This is a genomic window from Polynucleobacter sp. MG-6-Vaara-E2, assembly GCF_018687695.1.
GTDB lineage: Bacteria > Pseudomonadota > Gammaproteobacteria > Burkholderiales > Burkholderiaceae > Polynucleobacter.
Map to the genome: position 1 here is coordinate 1,031,358 of NZ_CP061303.1, position 15,678 is coordinate 1,047,035.

17 protein-coding genes and 1 tRNA gene are annotated in these 15,678 nt (G+C 46.5%); 7 read left to right on the forward strand and 11 right to left on the reverse strand.

Translation table 11 applies throughout. The features are described from left to right. Window positions 1–22 precede the first annotated feature (22 nt). The 7 genes from ICV38_RS05425 to cysS form a co-directional block, all read right to left on the reverse strand. A complete protein-coding gene (locus tag ICV38_RS05425) occupies window positions 23–595 on the reverse strand; it encodes a phasin family protein (protein WP_215378084.1) in 573 nt (190 codons plus the stop codon). Window positions 596–797: 202 nt separating this feature from the next. Further along, window positions 798–892 (reverse strand) — tRNA-Ser (locus ICV38_RS05430). A gap of 85 nt (window positions 893–977) precedes the next feature. Next, a complete protein-coding gene (locus tag ICV38_RS05435) occupies window positions 978–2,228 on the reverse strand; it encodes an aspartate kinase (RefSeq protein WP_215378086.1) in 1,251 nt (416 codons plus the stop codon). An 85-nt stretch (window positions 2,229–2,313) separates the two neighbouring features. Further along, a complete protein-coding gene (tilS, locus tag ICV38_RS05440; protein WP_215378089.1) occupies window positions 2,314–3,606 on the reverse strand; it encodes a tRNA lysidine(34) synthetase TilS in 1,293 nt (430 codons plus the stop codon). Continuing rightward, the gene (locus tag ICV38_RS05445; RefSeq protein WP_215378091.1) at window positions 3,572–4,543 is read right to left on the reverse strand and encodes an acetyl-CoA carboxylase carboxyltransferase subunit alpha; all 972 of its coding nucleotides are present in this window, start codon (window positions 4,541–4,543) and stop codon (window positions 3,572–3,574) included. Before ICV38_RS05445 ends, tilS begins: the two co-directional genes overlap by 35 nt. Window positions 4,544–4,552: 9 nt before the next feature. Then, window positions 4,553–5,224, reverse strand: a complete 672-nt coding sequence (locus tag ICV38_RS05450; RefSeq protein WP_215378094.1) for a DNA-3-methyladenine glycosylase — start codon at window positions 5,222–5,224, stop codon at window positions 4,553–4,555. Further along, window positions 5,209–6,630 carry a cysteine--tRNA ligase gene (gene cysS, locus ICV38_RS05455; protein ID WP_215378096.1) on the reverse strand — a complete coding sequence of 474 codons (1,422 nt, stop codon included), beginning with the start codon at window positions 6,628–6,630 and terminating at the stop codon, window positions 5,209–5,211. The genes ICV38_RS05450 and cysS overlap by 16 nt, the downstream gene beginning before the upstream one ends. 87 nt (window positions 6,631–6,717) lie before the next feature. Between cysS and ICV38_RS05460 the strand changes: the two genes are divergently transcribed. The 3 genes from ICV38_RS05460 to ICV38_RS05470 are packed head-to-tail and all read left to right on the forward strand — an operon-like array spanning window position 6,718 to window position 8,835. Beyond that, window positions 6,718–7,572, forward strand: coding sequence for a lipopolysaccharide assembly protein LapB (locus ICV38_RS05460; RefSeq protein WP_215378099.1), 855 nt, complete (start codon window positions 6,718–6,720; stop codon window positions 7,570–7,572). After that, window positions 7,544–8,047, forward strand: coding sequence for a peptidylprolyl isomerase (locus ICV38_RS05465; RefSeq protein ID WP_215378101.1), 504 nt, complete (start codon window positions 7,544–7,546; stop codon window positions 8,045–8,047). Before ICV38_RS05460 ends, ICV38_RS05465 begins: the two co-directional genes overlap by 29 nt. Continuing rightward, on the forward strand, window positions 8,044–8,835 hold the full coding sequence (locus tag ICV38_RS05470; RefSeq protein ID WP_215378103.1) for a UDP-2,3-diacylglucosamine diphosphatase: 792 nt from the start codon (window positions 8,044–8,046) through the stop codon (window positions 8,833–8,835). The genes ICV38_RS05465 and ICV38_RS05470 overlap by 4 nt, the downstream gene beginning before the upstream one ends. A gap of 14 nt (window positions 8,836–8,849) precedes the next feature. Here the strand turns inward: ICV38_RS05470 and ICV38_RS05475 are convergent, their stop codons facing one another. Continuing rightward, window positions 8,850–9,638: an inositol monophosphatase family protein gene (locus tag ICV38_RS05475; RefSeq protein WP_215378106.1), complete on the reverse strand. Its 789-nt coding sequence runs from the start codon at window positions 9,636–9,638 to the stop codon at window positions 8,850–8,852. A gap of 127 nt (window positions 9,639–9,765) precedes the next feature. On the opposite strand from ICV38_RS05475, the gene ICV38_RS05480 reads away from it, so the two are divergent. Together ICV38_RS05480 and cysE are read left to right on the forward strand one after the other, a co-directional pair. Next, window positions 9,766–10,512 carry an RNA methyltransferase gene (locus tag ICV38_RS05480; protein ID WP_215378108.1) on the forward strand — a complete coding sequence of 249 codons (747 nt, stop codon included), beginning with the start codon at window positions 9,766–9,768 and terminating at the stop codon, window positions 10,510–10,512. A gap of 23 nt (window positions 10,513–10,535) precedes the next feature. Beyond that, window positions 10,536–11,294, forward strand: coding sequence for a serine O-acetyltransferase (gene cysE / locus ICV38_RS05485; RefSeq protein WP_215378110.1), 759 nt, complete (start codon window positions 10,536–10,538; stop codon window positions 11,292–11,294). A gap of 10 nt (window positions 11,295–11,304) precedes the next feature. On the opposite strand, the gene ICV38_RS05490 is transcribed toward cysE, so the two are convergent. Further along, a complete protein-coding gene (locus ICV38_RS05490; protein ID WP_251368111.1) occupies window positions 11,305–11,934 on the reverse strand; it encodes a peptidylprolyl isomerase in 630 nt (209 codons plus the stop codon). Window positions 11,935–11,986: 52 nt separating this feature from the next. Here ICV38_RS05490 and ICV38_RS05495 point away from each other — a divergent pair, with 52 nt between their 5' ends. Further along, window positions 11,987–13,219, forward strand: coding sequence for a cupin domain-containing protein (locus ICV38_RS05495; RefSeq protein WP_215378115.1), 1,233 nt, complete (start codon window positions 11,987–11,989; stop codon window positions 13,217–13,219). A gap of 110 nt (window positions 13,220–13,329) precedes the next feature. Then, on the forward strand, window positions 13,330–13,500 hold the full coding sequence (locus tag ICV38_RS05500; protein ID WP_215378118.1) for a hypothetical protein: 171 nt from the start codon (window positions 13,330–13,332) through the stop codon (window positions 13,498–13,500). Window positions 13,501–13,558: 58 nt separating this feature from the next. Here the strand turns inward: ICV38_RS05500 and bamC are convergent, their stop codons facing one another. Together bamC and dapA are read right to left on the reverse strand one after the other, a co-directional pair. Continuing rightward, window positions 13,559–14,704, reverse strand: a complete 1,146-nt coding sequence (bamC, locus tag ICV38_RS05505; protein WP_215378121.1) for an outer membrane protein assembly factor BamC — start codon at window positions 14,702–14,704, stop codon at window positions 13,559–13,561. Further along, window positions 14,701–15,573 (reverse strand): 4-hydroxy-tetrahydrodipicolinate synthase, encoded by an 873-nt coding sequence (gene dapA, locus ICV38_RS05510; protein WP_215378123.1) that lies wholly within the window; start codon window positions 15,571–15,573, stop codon window positions 14,701–14,703. The genes bamC and dapA overlap by 4 nt, the downstream gene beginning before the upstream one ends. Window positions 15,574–15,678: the final 105 nt, after the last annotated feature.

Here is a 15,678-nt window from a genome sequence, read left to right on the forward strand (position 1 = left end):
TTATTGAAGCAGGAATAACTAATTAAGCAGCTTTGCGGGTTTTAGCAGCTGGCTTAGCTACAGCGTATTGGCCTTGAATGTTAGCCAATGCAGCGTCAACACTTTTTTCAAAGTTTGCGAATGCATCAGTCGCAGTAGCGCGAACTTGGTCGAACTGTTGGAGTGAAGCTTCGAATGCAGTTTTGAATGCAGATACAAATGCCTCAGAACCAGCAGGAGCTGTCTTAGTAGCTTCTTTAACAAACTTAACTAAGTCATCACGTGCGTCATCGATAGAAGCATCAACAACTTGAGCAACTTCTTTGTTACCGTTACGAACAACTTTGTTTACTTTAGCTTGGTAAGCAGCAGCGTACTTAGCAGCTTCTTGAGCAGCTTCTGGCTGAGCCAATTTAGTCAACTGTTGTGGGTCCTTGATAGCCAACAACTGTGAGCTAGCATCTTGTGCAGCAGCCAATGCATCTTTAGCAGCAGCTTGGTTGATTTCTGCCAATTCTTGCGCACTTTCAACAGCAACTTGTGCCAAATGTTTAGCGTTTTCAACAGCTTTAGCTTGAGCTTGAGCGATTTGATCGTTTAATTGATTCTGGAACATGGTTAATCCTTTATTTAGTAAATAGTTACATTATTTATTGCGATGCACCATTGTAAGAAATATTTTGCTGTGATGCAACAATTATTTATTGCATAGCAACATAAACCATATAAAGTGTGTGGGTTTTTTGCCCAAATTTAGGATTTCTAGGCAACAAAAAACCCAGTAACTCATTGAATTTACTGGGTTTAATGAAAAGTACTGGCGGAGACGAGAGGATTCGAACCTCCGATCAGAGTTTTAGCCCCGATGCTCCCTTAGCAGGGGAGTGCCTTCGACCAGCTCGGCCACGTCTCCGTACTTTTGACTACCTATAACGCTAATACGCCCCACAGTTTAACGGATAACCGCCCCTGAGTGGCTTTAATGCCCTTTTAAGAGATCACTTCTGGTCGAGCTCAAATGCCTTGTGAAGGGCACGTACCGCTAATTCCATGTACTTCTCATCGATCACTACAGAAATCTTGATTTCGCTAGTAGAGATCATGAGGATATTGATGCCCTCTTCCGACAAAGTACGGAACATTTTGCTAGCGATACCTACGTGTGAACGCATACCAACGCCAACTACGGAGACTTTAGAAACTTTAGGATCACCGGAGATTTCTTTCGCTTCAATGTGGGCTTGAACTGTGTTCTTCAAAATATCCAGGGCCTTTTGATAGTCGGCGCGTGGAACTGTGAAAGTAAAATCTGTCTTGCCTTCTACTGATTGATTTTGAATGATGATGTCTACATCAATATTTGCATCAGCGATTGGCCCAAGAATTTGATAGGCAATACCTGGGCGATCAGGAACTCCTAAAACGGTAATCTTCGCTTCATCACGCGCAAAGGCGATGCCGGAAATAACTGCGGCTTCCATAGTGCTGTCCTCTTCAAATGTAATCAAGGTGCCCGACTTCATCTCTTGGTCTAAAGGCATCAACGGATCTGTCAATGATGACAGAACACGGGTTTTAACTTTGTACTTACCAGCAAACTCTACCGAACGAATTTGCAATACCTTAGAGCCTAAGCTAGCCATCTCTAGCATCTCTTCAAAGGTAATCTTGTCTAGACGACGTGCATCTTCACAAACACGGGGATCAGTTGTATACACGCCATCCACGTCGGTATAAATCAAACACTCATCCGCCTTAAGAGCGGCTGCCATCGCTACAGCAGAAGTATCTGAGCCGCCACGACCAAGTGTTGTGATGTTGCCATTAGCATCAACACCCTGGAATCCAGTAACAACAACTGCACGACCTGCGTTGAGATCTTTGAGAATCTTCTCGCTCTCAATGCTTTTGATACGTGCCTTAGTAAATGCAGAATCGGTATGTACGGTTACTTGCCAACCTGCATAACTTACTGCATCAATACCTTCGCGCATCAAAGCCAAGGCAAGCAAACCTGAGCTAACCTGTTCGCCTGTAGAGGCGATTTGATCCAACTCACGTGGACTTGCTTCAGGATTAATTTCCTTAGCTAAACCAAGTAAGCGATTGGTTTCGCCTGACATCGCTGAAGGCACCACCACCACTTGGTGGCCTGCACGCATCCATTTAGCAACGCGTTTAGCGACATTAGCAATGCGCTCAACTGAGCCCATTGAGGTGCCACCATATTTATGAACGATAAGAGCCATAAAAACCGTCTATTTAACTATCCGTAAGCGGGAATCACTAACCCGAGTGTCTAAAAAGGGCTTATTTTACAGGGTTTTGTGCCTACTAAGACGACTCTTGCCACTCCGGCCATAGTCGCGCTCCAGATTGCACAAGGCGGGGATAGCTCACACCAACGCCTGCAACGGCAATCAGTTCATCATCGATATAGAGCAAAGGCGCATTTCGTTCCCAAGGTGGAATATCGGCTTCTTGAAAGAGGTTCTTGAGAATTTTACGGGGGCTATTGGGTTTGGTCTGTAGCTTTTCGGAACCGGTCCTGGGTTTGGTAGCGATGCGGCCCTCCTTTTGAGCTTCTTTTACCCAAGCGGCTGGAAAGCCCAGTTTTTTACTCCTAGGAGCAATTGTTTTAAATACCCACTGCCCAGTTGGGTCTGAGGCCAGCAGTAATTGATTACGCCATAGTCGAATCACTTTGCCATCATGAGGCCACTCTAATTGCGCACCAGCTTTCACAGTAGCGAGGTCGCGCCACCAAGCGTTCATGCGCTCTTGAGATGGCATGGCTAGTTCATTAAGCTTTAACCAGTAACGCAAGATATTATTTGCCGCCGGTAGATCTGACTTTGCTAGCTTTAAGAGTGGCGTTGTATTGAGACTTTCCTTGGAAAGAATCTCTTTTCCATCTTGGATTGCAAGACGATCCAATAGTATTTGCGCATCGCTCAGCAGGCTGGCACTACGCGCTAAATTAGCAATTGCCTCTGGCTGAATCTTTTCTAGCTTTGGAATAATGTCTTTACGGATCGCATTACGTCTGTATTGACGATCTTGATTGCTAGGATCTTCAAACCATTTGAGCTTATGTTCTTTCGCATACATCTCAAGGTCTACCCTACTTTGATCTAGCAATGGACGCCATAGCGTGACTTCTGCAGAACCAAGCTGGACTGTTTTGCTGGCAGGCATGCCAGATAACCCAGCCACACCGGCGCCACGCAGAAGCTGCAGCAACACTGTTTCAGCTTGATCATTCTGGTGGTGCGCCAAGAGTAGATCCTCAACGCCATACTCTTCGCAGAGATCCGCTAAAGCCTCATAACGAGCTGTTCGTGCTCTGGCCTCAATATTACCTTGCGCCTTATCAAGATGTAACAGACGAAAATCAAATTGCACTTTGTATTTTTGAGCAAGCTTCTCGCAAAAGATCAACCAATCATCAGCCTGCTTTTGTAAGCCATGATGAATATGGAAAACCAAAATTTTGGTATTTTGATTTTGGGCTTGCGACTTGCAAACCGTATCAAGTAGCACAACAGAATCGAGGCCGCCACTCAAGGCAACCGCAATTCGTTTTGCTAACTTAGGACTTGGCTGTGATTTCCTTGAACTTGCCATAACTCATTAGGCGCTCATGGCGACGCTCAAGTAATGCATCAATCTTCATGCCATCAAATGTTTTGATCGATTCAGAAAGAGCTTTGCGCATATTGCTCATCATGACGTCGTAATCACGATGCGCACCACCTATAGGCTCAGCAACAATCTTATCGATCAGACCGAGAGCCTTTAGGCGCTGAGCAGTCAGGCCAAGCTGTTCTGCAGCCTCAGAGGCCTTATCAGCTGTTTTCCAAAGGATAGAAGCACAGCCCTCTGGAGAGATCACCGAATACGTAGAGTTCTGCAACATAAGGACAACATCGCCCATAGCGATAGCCAAAGCACCGCCAGAGCCACCCTCACCAATAATCGTAGCAATGATCGGCACTTCTAGTTCAGCTTGAACATAAAGGTTACGGCCAATCGCTTCGGATTGATTACGCTCTTCTGCATCGATCCCTGGGAATGCGCCTGGTGTGTCAACAAAGGTAAACACTGGAATGCCAAACTTTTCTGCAAGGCGCATTAAGCGCATCGCTTTGCGATAGCCCTCAGGACGACTCATACCAAAATTACGTAATGCGCGCTCTTTAGTGTCGCGGCCCTTTTGATGACCAATCACCATGCAGGGTTGATCATCAAAACGGGCTAAGCCACCAATGATGGATTGATCATCGGCAAAAGTACGATCACCGTGTAATTCATGGAAATCGGTGAATAAGGCACCAACATAATCTAGGGTGTATGGACGCTGTGGATGACGCGCAACTTGGGACACCTGCCATGGAGTCAAGTTGGCATAAACATCTTTAGTGAGTTGAAGACTCTTTTCAGAAAGCGTTTTGATCTCATCGGAAATATCTACCGATGATTCATCTTGTACAAAACGCAGCTCTTCAATCTTTGAATCTAATTCGGCGATTTGCTGCTCAAAATCCAGGAAAGTCGTTTTCATAGTCTGATTTTAATATTCGACTGGGATGGGGTCGATACTTCTCCACATATACCAAGTGGCAACCGTACGCCATGGGGCCCAATTGGCTGCCACTTCCCTCGCCTCATGACGGCTAACAGGCTCGCCACTGAAGTAATTAAGGGAAATCGCCTTAATTAGACCAACATCATCTAGCGGGAGGATATTAGGGCGAACCATATTAAAAATGAGGAACATTTCGGCAGTCCAGCGGCCAATTCCCCGAATTGAGCTTAATTCTTTAATAACACTCTCATCGTCCATGTCTTTCCACTGATTAGCGTGCAAACGACCAGAATCAAAGTGATCCGCTAAATCACGAATGTACTCAACTTTGCGGCCAGACAATCCAGCGGCTCGAAGTTCTTCAACAGTGAGCGCCAAGATATTTTTTGGGTTTACTTTTTTCTTACTGGCTAGGAGTACACGATCCCACACTGTTTGCGCAGCTGCAACTGAAATTTGTTGACCAACAATCGCTCTGGCTAAAGTAGTAAATGCATCACCACGCGTCACTAAAAAACCAGATCCGCATTTAGGAATGAGCTTCTTGAGAATGCGGTCATGCTTCATCAACTCTTGACAAGCCTGCTCCCAATAATCAGGGGCTACCTCTTGAAGGATAGATTCTTCTTTTACAGCTGACACTATGCTCTTCGCCATTCGGTAATACCGCCAGGTTTATCTTCTAAAACCACACCCTGTTCAAGCAATGTTTTGCGAATGAGGTCCGCTTTAGCAAAATCTTTAGCTTGTTTGGCAGCAACGCGTGCGGCAATTTGATCTTCAATTTGTGCAGGACTCAAACCAGCTTGACCCTTAGACCCTGATTGCAAGAAAGCGGTAGGATCTCTTTGCAAGAAATCAAGCACTCCACCTAAGGACTTCAGGGTACCTGCAAGTAACTGCTTTTCTTCGCCTTGTGCACGATTGACTTCACTAGCCAAATCAAACAAGACGGCAATCGCCTCAGGCGTATTGAAATCATCATTCATTGCATCAGCAAAGCGCTTGGCCCAAGGATTATTCACATCAAGGGTAAGGTTCGCAGAATGTGCTGCTTGCGACAATGCGGTATATAACCTAACCAATCCAGCGCGCGCCTCTTCTAGTTGCGCATCGCTATAGTTAATTGGGCTTCGGTAATGCGCCTTGAGCATAAAGAAACGCAATACCTCAGCATCAAAACTCTTCAATACATCCCGAATTAAGAAGAAGTTACCCAAAGACTTAGACATCTTCTCTTCGTTAACCCGGATGTGGCCGTTGTGCATCCAGTAATTTACAAAGGGGGCGTCATCCTCTTTGCGGTTTTGCCCATACATAGCGCCCTCGCTTTGCGCGATTTCATTTTCGTGATGTGGGAATTGCAAATCAGCCCCACCACCATGAATATCAAAATGCTCGCCAAGTAAGTCACAGGACATAGCCGAGCACTCGATATGCCAACCAGGGCGACCTTCACCCCATGGTGAGCTCCAACGCGTATCTGCCGGCTCTTCGGGCTTGGCGCTCTTCCAGAGCACAAAGTCGAGTGGATCTCGCTTGCCGCCACCTACAGCAACGCGCTCGCCTGCATTCAGTTCATCCAGTGTTTTGCCGGAGAGCTGACCATAACGTGGCAATAACCGCACTGCAAAATTGACATCGCCATCTTCAGCTTGATAAGCCAATTCATGCTCGATAAGCTTGCCAATCATGCCCTGCATCTGTTTGATGTAGTCAGTAGCGCGCGGCTCTTGATCTGGATGCATGAGACCCAATTCATCGGAGTCGGCGTGCATTGCATCAATAAAGCGATTCGTTAAGACTGAAATTGGTTCGCCATTCTCGATAGCGCGATTGATGATTTTATCGTCAATATCAGTGATATTGCGCACATAAAGAACCTCATAGCCACTGGATCTTAGCCAGCGAACCACCATATCAAATACGATCATGACCCTGGCATGACCAATATGGCAAAAATCGTAGACAGTCATGCCGCAGACATACATCTTCACCTTGCCCGGTACGATGGGCTTAAAAACCTGTTTTGAACGGCTAAGAGTGTTATAGATTTGCAGCATAGGGCTATAAAGGTGAGGCAAGTAGCGCCAATTTGTTAGACTGAGCGCTGAGTATATCGAATGAGCCAGTTTTTTACCCCTTCCCTTATGTTTGCAACCCTTAAAGCGCCGATCCCCATACTTTTTACGGCATTAGCCGTTGTCTCTAGCCTCTTACTAGTGACTGGGTGTAGCACCCCTGCTCAACAGCTAGCAAATGCTGAAATCGCTGCGGCTAACAAACAAGCGGCAAGCTCACCTCAAGCACAAACGCAAGCCTACTTGGGAAGTTATGGGCCAACCGATCCCCCAAGACTCTCTACCGATGCCCCATACAACCCTCTCAATCCGGAACTATCTGAGACTGTTGGCGTTCCATTCTTATCCTTCTTGATCATTGAACCAGATCCAGTCACTAAGAATGCGGTGCCATCGGATGTAGAAAAATTAGTCAAGGCACGTAAATATCAAGATGCGATTGATCTAATTAATACCAAGCTCAAAAAGACGCCACGCAATGTACAACTACGTTACGTTAAAGCGCGCTTGCAAATTGAATTGCGTGATTTTGGTAACGCCAAAAAAACTTTAATTGAAATTACTCAACAATTTCCAGAGCTACCTGAGCCCTATAACAACCTGGCGGCAATTGCAGCCAATCAAGATCAGTGGATTGAAGCGCGTGACTATTTAGAGCTTGCCCTCAAACTACGTCCCAGCTACAGCTCTGCCGCCGCTAATTTAGGCGAAGTCTATGTCCGATTGGGTGTCAAGGCCTATGAAGAGGCTGCAGCCAATACCCAGCTCAATCAACGTCTATATACCAATCGCGCTAAATATCTTCTGAATTTATTAAAGCCTCAATCTAAAGGCTCTAATTCCAATCCTGCTTTAAGCAATCCATCCACTAACCCCTCTGAAGGTAAATCCAATAATGGCGAAGGTACTACTAAAAACGAATAAGGGTGAAATCACCTTAACTCTCGATGCTGCGAAGGCGCCTAAGAGTGTTGAAAACTTTTTACAATACGTGAAGAGCGGCCACTACGACGGCACGATCTTTCACCGCGTGATTAACAATTTCATGATCCAAGGCGGCGGCATGACTGCCGGAATGAAACAAAAACCTACCGGCGCTGAAATTGAAAACGAAGCAAATAACGGACTCAAGAATGAGCGTGGCACGATTGCAATGGCTCGCACCAGCGATCCCCATTCTGCAACTGCGCAGTTTTTCATTAACGTTAATGACAACGATTTCTTGAACCATACTGCACCAAACGCTCAAGGCTGGGGCTATGCTGTATTTGGGAAAGTGACAGATGGTATGGATGTGGTTGATACCATTCGCAAAGTGAAGACTGGCAATTCTGGCTTTCATCAAGACGTTCCAGAAGAAGATGTAGTCATTGAGAAGGCTTCCGTCCTCGAGGAATGATCCCTCAGCACGCGAGCGCACTGCTCATCTCAGATCTTCACCTGACGCCGTCAATGCCCTTGACGGCGCAGCGCTTTTTTGACTTCTGTGAAAAAGATGTCTCGCAAGTAGAGGCGGTCTTCATCCTAGGTGATTTATTTGAATATTGGGTTGGCGATGACGCTGCATCCCAATCCCCTTTTCTGCAAGAAGTAAAAAGCGCTCTTGCGAACCTCTCCACCAAAACCAAAACGTATTACCTTCACGGTAACCGGGATTTCTTAGTTGGCTCGTCATTCTTGAAGAAGACTGGCATGACAGTCCTAGTAGATCCATCTCTTGTGAAGATTGCTGGCCATCAATATTTGCTTGCTCATGGTGATGCACTCTGTACAGCCGATGTGGGTTATCAAGTATTTCGAACCTGGACCAGAAAGCGTTGGGTTCAAAAGCTCTTTCTAGCTTTTCCCATCGCTTGGCGCCGTGCCATCGCAAATCATTTACGCGCTAACAGTCATGCTCAGTATCAACGCAACGCTAAGATCTCCTATCGGCAGAATCAAATCAAGGCCAATGTAACACTTGACGCCTGCGCAGCCAGCCTCAGAAGCCATGCTTGCGATAAGTTGATTCATGGGCACACCCATCTTCCCGCACACCACCAAGAATCCTCAGGTGAGCAAATATGGCAACGCTGGGTATTATCTGATTGGGACTTAGATCACCCTGAAGGTGCGCGCCCGCGAGCGAACGCACTTCTGATAAATGATCAGGGCGTCCGTTCTATTGATTTAATTAAGGTTTGCTAAAGCCTAGATAAAGTTCAAGAAGCTGAGTATTTGGAGAGGCACTGCACCATCTGAGCGTAGATGCGTGGATTAGCGGCCATCACTTCACCGCTTTTCAAAAATCCTTCTTCACCACGGTAGTTTCCAATCAAGCCACCTGCCTCAGTAATGAGCAAGGCACCTGCCGCCATATCCCATGGCTTGAGATCACTCTCAAAAAAACCATCGTAACGACCGGCTGCAACATAAGCCAAATCCAACGAAGCCGCACCGGGACGACGCAAGCCTGCGCATTGACGGCTCATCTCGCTAAAGATCTTGAGATACTTCTCTAAGTCTTGATCTTCGCGATAAGGAAAGCCAGTGCCGATTAAAGAATTCGCTAAACGATCTTGTGAACCAACGCGCAAACGACGGCGATCTAAATAGGCGCCAGCACCACGCGTGGCAGTAAAGAGTTCATCACGAGTTGGGTCGTAAACAACTGCCTGTTGAATCACGCCATTGACTGCCAATGCAATTGAGACTGCATATTGCGGAAAGCCATGAATGAAGTTGGTTGTGCCATCTAATGGATCAATAATCCATACATTCTCTGCATCGGTATTGTGTTCGCCTGTTTCTTCAGCCAAAAATCCATGGGTTGGATAAGCTTCACTCAGGGTTTCGATGATGGCCGCTTCTGCGGCTTTGTCCACCTCAGTCACAAAATCATTGTGCTGTTTGCGATCAACCTGTAGACGTTCTAAATTGAGAGAAGCGCGATTTATCACGGTTCCAGCACGACGGGCGGCCTTGATGGCCACATTTAACATGGGATGCATAGTATTGATGGACAAATTAAATAAGAACGAGCCTGTGATATTGCCCAAACTGCATGACAATACGAGGCTAATACCCTGATTCTAAACGATTTGCATTTTGTACTTGATACTCGCTAGCTAGAAACCCATGAATAACGATCAAGCTCACCTACTTCGCTGGGTTCTTGTAGAAACAAGCCATCCCGGTAATGTGGGTTCAGCAGCGCGCGCCCTCAAAACCATGGGCTTTAATGACCTACGTCTGATCAAGCCCAAAATCAGCGGAATGACTACTCAGCCTGAAGCTATTGCCCTCGCTAGTGGTGCTACTGACCTTCTCGAGGCAGCAATAGAATCAGACTCATTAGATAGCGCTGTACAAGGTTGCTCATTGGTGCTGGGCTTAACCAGCCGTGAACGTGAATTTGGACCACCGGCTTTAGATTGGAAGTCAGCCCGCCAGCTCATTGCTCAAATCGTGCAGAACAAGGGCAAGGTCGCCCTCGTTTTTGGCCCCGAGAGAACTGGCCTTGAGAATCACCATCTTTCCCTTTGCACCCATCGCGTGTGGCTGGACGCCAATCCAGACTACCCTTCCTTAAATCTTGCGCAAGCCCTCATGGTCTGTGCGTTTAGCCTCAGAGAGACGCTTTCAGAGGGCAAATCAATGAATCTAAACCCTCGTGCCGAATCATCGGACCTTGCCGATCCAGCAGCAGTGGCTGCCATGCTAAGTCACTGGCGTGAGGGCTTAGAAGCCATAGGCTATCTAGATCCTGCCAACCCCAAGAAACTGATGCCACGCCTAGAGGCCTTATTTGCTCGTAGTCACCTTCATAAGGAGGAGATTGACCTGTTACGTGGCATTGCAAAACAGATGCTCCTGAGAAAATAAGCCAGCCCCGTTAAAATCTCATAATGTTTAATTCCCTCTTCGACCAAGTCGACTCCATCATCGTTCGAGATCCTGCCGCAAGAAATCGCCTTGAGGTGATTACCTGCTATCAAGGCTTACATGCGGTTTGGTTTCATCGCCTCTCCCACTTCCTATGGAACCTGGGATTGAAGTGGATCGCTCGCGTACTTTCAATGGTGTCGCGCTTTATTACCGGAATAGAAATTCATCCGGGAGCAAAAATTGGTCGTCGCGTTTTTTTAGATCATGGTCTTGGGATTGTGATTGGCGAGACCACTGAAATTGGGGATGATTGCACGATCTACCAGGGTGTGACCTTAGGTGGTACGTCACTCTACAAAGGTGTTAAGCGTCACCCCACTCTTGGTAAAGGGGTTGTAATCAGCGCCGGCGCAAAAGTACTTGGTGGCTTTACGGTTGGTGATGGCGCACGCGTTGGTTCCAATGCAGTAGTCCTAAAAGAAATCCCCCCAGGCGCAACAGCGGTTGGCATACCTGCGCGCATTCTGCATCCAGACTTGCCTCAAAGTGCTGACAGTAAAACCAAAGAATATTTTTCTGCTTATGGTGTAACGCCAAATGTTGATGATCCTGTGTCTATGGCATTGAAAGGCTTAATTGATGCGACCATCGAGCAAGAAGCCAAAATTGCTCAGCTTGAGAAAGCTCTAGCTAGACTAAGTAATAGCCCAACCGAAACTTTAGGGAGCAGCGATACCAAGCGTGACCTTGGCGCCATCAAAGAATGGCTTAAGGAATAATTGGAGTGACTTAATGCAAGGTGCGTGGAGCTTGACCTTGCAGCCCTAAAGCCTGCTCGAGGTAATCTTCCTCATCAGCATCTTCCGAATCTTCATTAGGCATGCCAAAGCTAAAGTTCTCCCCGCCATCGGGGTGTCGATTTTCAATTTCATCCTCAGTAGCTGCACGCACATCCTCTACTTGCACCCAGAATCGTAAAGCCATGCCAGCCAGCGGATGGTTACCATCCAAAACTACTTGGTTATCTGCAACATCAGTCACTGTATAAATGAGCGGCTCATCATCGGCATCATCTGAATCATCTGCGGACGCAGAAATATCCTCCGATTCTTCATCAGCATCAGAGTCTGGAACACCTTCAAATTGCATACCCACTTCAAGAGGCTCTGGAAAGCGCGTCCGGGGCTCAATCTTGAGCAACTCTGGATCGTATTCACCAAAGGCTTCGTTTGGCTCCAATTGAATGGTTGCTTCGTAGCCAACATCTTGACCGTCTAATAAAGACTCAATCTTAGGAAAAGTACCCTCATAGCCACCATGCAGGTATACCATCGGAGAATCTGGCTCCTCGATGACATTGTTCTGTGCATCAGTCAGCTTATAGCGAAGGGATACGATGGTATTTTTTTCAATTTTCATGCGCAATTTGTCGTACATTCGTTTTTAATGAGTTAACACTAGCCTTTACTTTATGACTGCATTTTACTTGAGCAAGCCCTATCAGCCACCCCAAGCCCCTCAAAACCTGCCCCTAAAGCAGCCTTGGGCATTATTGGGGGGAATCAGCCCCGATCGGTTTATGAAACAGTATTGGCACAAAAAGCCATTGCTTGTCCGGGGCGCTATTCCAGCCTTTGCGCTCTCAGCCAAAAATGATGAAGTATTAGACAGCCCAATCTCCTATGAAGAAATAGTTCATTTTGCAGGTCAAGAGGAAGTTGAGTCACGACTGATTCAATCCAAACCATGGCACTTAGATCATGGTCCATTTACTAACAAATCAATTCCCAAAATAGATAGGTCCGATTGGACCCTACTGCTCCAAGGTATGGAAGCCCATCACCCCGCAGCAGCAAAAATACTTTCCTGGTTTCGTTTCATCCCCGATGCGCGTCTAGATGACCTCATGATCAGTATTGCGGGTATTGGTGGCGGCGTTGGCCCCCACTTTGATTCTTATGATGTTTTTTTAATCCAGATGTCAGGTAGAAGGCAATGGTGTATCTCTGAGCAGAAGGATCTTAGCCTCAACCCCAATTTACCTTTGAAGATCTTAAAAAACTTCAAACATGAACAAGAATGGATCTTAGAGCCTGGCGACATGCTCTATCTTCCACCTCAAGTGGCTCATGATGGCATCGCTTTAGATAGCGGTTGTCAAACTTGGTCAGTTGGCTTTCGCTCGCCAAGCTTTAAAGAATTACTCCAAGAAGGTTTATGGCGACTTGCAGAATCTCTAGAGCAGCTACCCGAGTTAGAAAACAAATTTGCCGACCCACAGCAATTAGCTACCGCCAATGCAGAACAATTGCCAGATGAGCTCATTAAACAATTAAAAACTCAGCTTGATACACTGCAACTTCATCAGATTGATCGGTTTTTGCCAGGAATCGCCGCCTATCTATCTGAGCCGAAGCAACAAGCATATTTTGATGGGCCTAAGAATTGTCTTTCACCAAAACAGTTTTTACTGAAATTGGCCAAGACTGCCTTACTGCCAAACCCTCAAACACGCATTTTGAGCCTTGGGAAACAGGTGTTTTGCAATGGTGATAATGTCACCAAGGGTCAGCCACCTTCGGTTGCCGCGGCCTGGAGTACCCTTTCAGCTAATAAGCGGCTGGTCACTCAACAACTAAAAAGTATTGATAAAACAAGCCTCTACGAAGCCTACCTGGCAGGCTGGCTAATTTTCGAGGATTAATAAAGGTATGGCTATAATAATTACAGGAAACTACCTAGGGATTTGCCCTCGGTACCTCCCACAACAATTATCGATAATTGGTGTTCAATATTTTTAAGAGGAAATTACAAATGAAGAAGTCACTCGTATTCGCTGCAATGTTAGCTATCGCTTTGGCCGCTTGCGGTAAAAAAGAAGAAGCAAAGCCTGCTGAAGCTCCTGCTGCTCCTGCTGCTGAAGCTCCTGCTGCTGCTCCTGCTGCTCCTGCTGCTGAAGCTCCTGCTGCTGACGCTAAGAAGTAATCTTCTTCTTGAAGAAAAAAAGCCGCTGAAAAGCGGCTTTTTTATTTTGTCCAATGCCTTACTTCGATAGCTGATCCGTCAAAATCGTGAGTAACTGAATACCTGCCGGCGTATTTTCAGGTTTACCTTCCCCATCTTGCACAAAGACAATGGCAGAGTTATCGCCCGTACTCTTTACAACTACCCGGTACTTCTTGGCTTGAAGTTTTGAGTCGTCTTTGCTGCTAAATAGATTAGAAAAGAAACCTTTTGTATCACCAACATCTTTTGCATTTACGTAGCGAACAAAATAAATACCCTCGGAACGATTGCGATCTTCAACGGTAAAGTTCGAGCGATCTAAGGCCAGACCCACGTCTCGCCAAGAGCGATCAAAACCAACGCTCAGCTCAATAAAGCCTTTATTCCCAGCCTCTTCGACAAACTTTGCTTTAGGTGTCTTCGGCCCTAAAGGAGTGGCAACCATGGCTTTAGCCTGCTCTTGCGTCATACCAAGCCGCTCCATCAAGCGAGCTAAAAATACTGCCTCTAACTCTGGATCATTAGGGCGTGGTGTCCAGATGGTCGAGAGACATGCGCCCGTAGTATCCGTTACACACTTCTCAATTGCGCCGCGCTGTGTGATGTAGATTTCCGTTTCACCAGGCTTACTCACTTCTAGGCGGGTCTTGTACTTATCTCGCTCACCAGTGTCATAAATAGAATCAATTGCGCCGCCGATTGTGGAGCGAATCCAGTCCTGTGCGATCTTGGCACGATTTTCAGCCCAGTCGGTTTCCATAATCCCAGTAGATGGTGAATCTACTACCAATAGGAAACCATTCTCTTGCCAAAAATCTTTTACTTGTGGATATAACTCAGGCGCTGGCTTTTCAACCACTAACCACCTGCGCTCACCGTCTTTTGCAATGCGCATTCCTGGAATGCCAGTCATCACATTGCTTCTCATTTGGGCCGACTTCTTGACGGCCGCATTGTACTCAGACATCGTGGCTGTACCGTCCTGAACGATATAACGACGATCTGCTTGAGCGGTAATTAAATCAGGTGGATAAGACAAATTAGGGCCACGAACTGCACCTGAACTCTTATAGTCGACTGTATCGCTGCTGGTGACAGACTTACATGAAATCAAAGTAAAGGCTGCTGTAAGCAATGCTGCCACCGCGAGGGTTCTGCGTGAGAGTAAAAACAAATTCTTCATAGTAAGTTGGCCTGTTTTAATGCTGCCTTCAAAGGCTCTCTTAGTGAGTTGCTTAAAGGGGTTAAGGGCAAACGAATACCAGCGGTAATCTTGCCCATTTCATGGAGAGCCCACTTAACCGGAATAGGGTTAGCTTCGGTGAACATCGCTTTATGCACTGTAATCAATTGGTATTGGATTTCGCGCGTGCGCTTTACGTCATCAGACATGGCAGCAACACATAACTCATGCATCAGACGTGGCGCCACATTGGCGGTAACAGAGATATTTCCCTTGCCGCCCATCAGCATCAACATAGCTGCAGTGAGGTCATCACCAGAAAATACTGAGAAATTGCTATGCCCAGCGTGCTTAAGCTCATTAATCAATAAGGTGCTGCGCTCTAGGCTACCAGTGGCATCTTTAATTCCAATCACCCCTGGCACAGCTGCTAGGCGAACCACGGTATCTCCAGCCAAATCAGCAACGGTTCGGCCTGGCACGTTATACAAAATGACTGGCAAATCTACTGACTCGGCAATCTTCTTGAAGTGTGCATACATACCCTCTTGGGTAGGCTTGTTGTAATAGGGAACGACTTGCAAGCTTGCATCAGCACCAACCTTTTTGGCAAACTCAGTCAATTCAATTGCCTCGGCAGTGGAATTACCACCAGTGCCAGCAATCACCGGAATGCGACCTGCAATATGATCAACCGTGACACGAATTAACTCGCAATGCTCTTCTACGGAAACCGTTGGAGATTCGCCGCTGGTACCAACAATAACAATCCCGTCGGTACCTTCAGCGACATGCCAATCAAGCAAAGATTTCAGGCTAGAAAAGTCCAAGCTACCATCTTCAAACATGGGTGTGACGATTGCCGGCATGCTGCCAGAAATGGTCTTTTTACTACCTTTGGAATGGGCTGTATTGATCACCGAACGTATACCGATTTTTTAGCTGTCTTAACCCTGAAATTGTAACGGAATGCG

Bases quoted from the DNA above. Each gene is read 5' to 3' on its own strand.
- ICV38_RS05425 (WP_215378084.1), bottom strand. From the start codon at position 595: ATGTTCCAGAATCAATTAAACGATCAAATCGCTCAAGCTCAAGCTAAA.
- ICV38_RS05435 (WP_215378086.1), bottom strand. From the start codon at position 2,228: ATGGCTCTTATCGTTCATAAATATGGTGGCACCTCAATGGGCTCAGTT.
- tilS (WP_215378089.1), bottom strand. From the start codon at position 3,606: ATGGCAAGTTCAAGGAAATCACAGCCAAGTCCTAAGTTAGCAAAACGA.
- ICV38_RS05445 (WP_215378091.1), bottom strand. From the start codon at position 4,543: ATGAAAACGACTTTCCTGGATTTTGAGCAGCAAATCGCCGAATTAGAT.
- ICV38_RS05450 (WP_215378094.1), bottom strand. From the start codon at position 5,224: ATGGCGAAGAGCATAGTGTCAGCTGTAAAAGAAGAATCTATCCTTCAA.
- cysS (WP_215378096.1), bottom strand. From the start codon at position 6,630: ATGCTGCAAATCTATAACACTCTTAGCCGTTCAAAACAGGTTTTTAAG.
- ICV38_RS05460 (WP_215378099.1), top strand. From the start codon at position 6,718: ATGTTTGCAACCCTTAAAGCGCCGATCCCCATACTTTTTACGGCATTA.
- ICV38_RS05465 (WP_215378101.1), top strand. From the start codon at position 7,544: ATGGCGAAGGTACTACTAAAAACGAATAAGGGTGAAATCACCTTAACT.
- ICV38_RS05470 (WP_215378103.1), top strand. From the start codon at position 8,044: ATGATCCCTCAGCACGCGAGCGCACTGCTCATCTCAGATCTTCACCTG.
- ICV38_RS05475 (WP_215378106.1), bottom strand. From the start codon at position 9,638: ATGCATCCCATGTTAAATGTGGCCATCAAGGCCGCCCGTCGTGCTGGA.
- ICV38_RS05480 (WP_215378108.1), top strand. From the start codon at position 9,766: ATGAATAACGATCAAGCTCACCTACTTCGCTGGGTTCTTGTAGAAACA.
- cysE (WP_215378110.1), top strand. From the start codon at position 10,536: ATGTTTAATTCCCTCTTCGACCAAGTCGACTCCATCATCGTTCGAGAT.
- ICV38_RS05490 (WP_251368111.1), bottom strand. From the start codon at position 11,934: ATGAAAATTGAAAAAAATACCATCGTATCCCTTCGCTATAAGCTGACT.
- ICV38_RS05495 (WP_215378115.1), top strand. From the start codon at position 11,987: ATGACTGCATTTTACTTGAGCAAGCCCTATCAGCCACCCCAAGCCCCT.
- ICV38_RS05500 (WP_215378118.1), top strand. From the start codon at position 13,330: ATGAAGAAGTCACTCGTATTCGCTGCAATGTTAGCTATCGCTTTGGCC.
- bamC (WP_215378121.1), bottom strand. From the start codon at position 14,704: ATGAAGAATTTGTTTTTACTCTCACGCAGAACCCTCGCGGTGGCAGCA.
- dapA (WP_215378123.1), bottom strand. From the start codon at position 15,573: ATGCCGGCAATCGTCACACCCATGTTTGAAGATGGTAGCTTGGACTTT.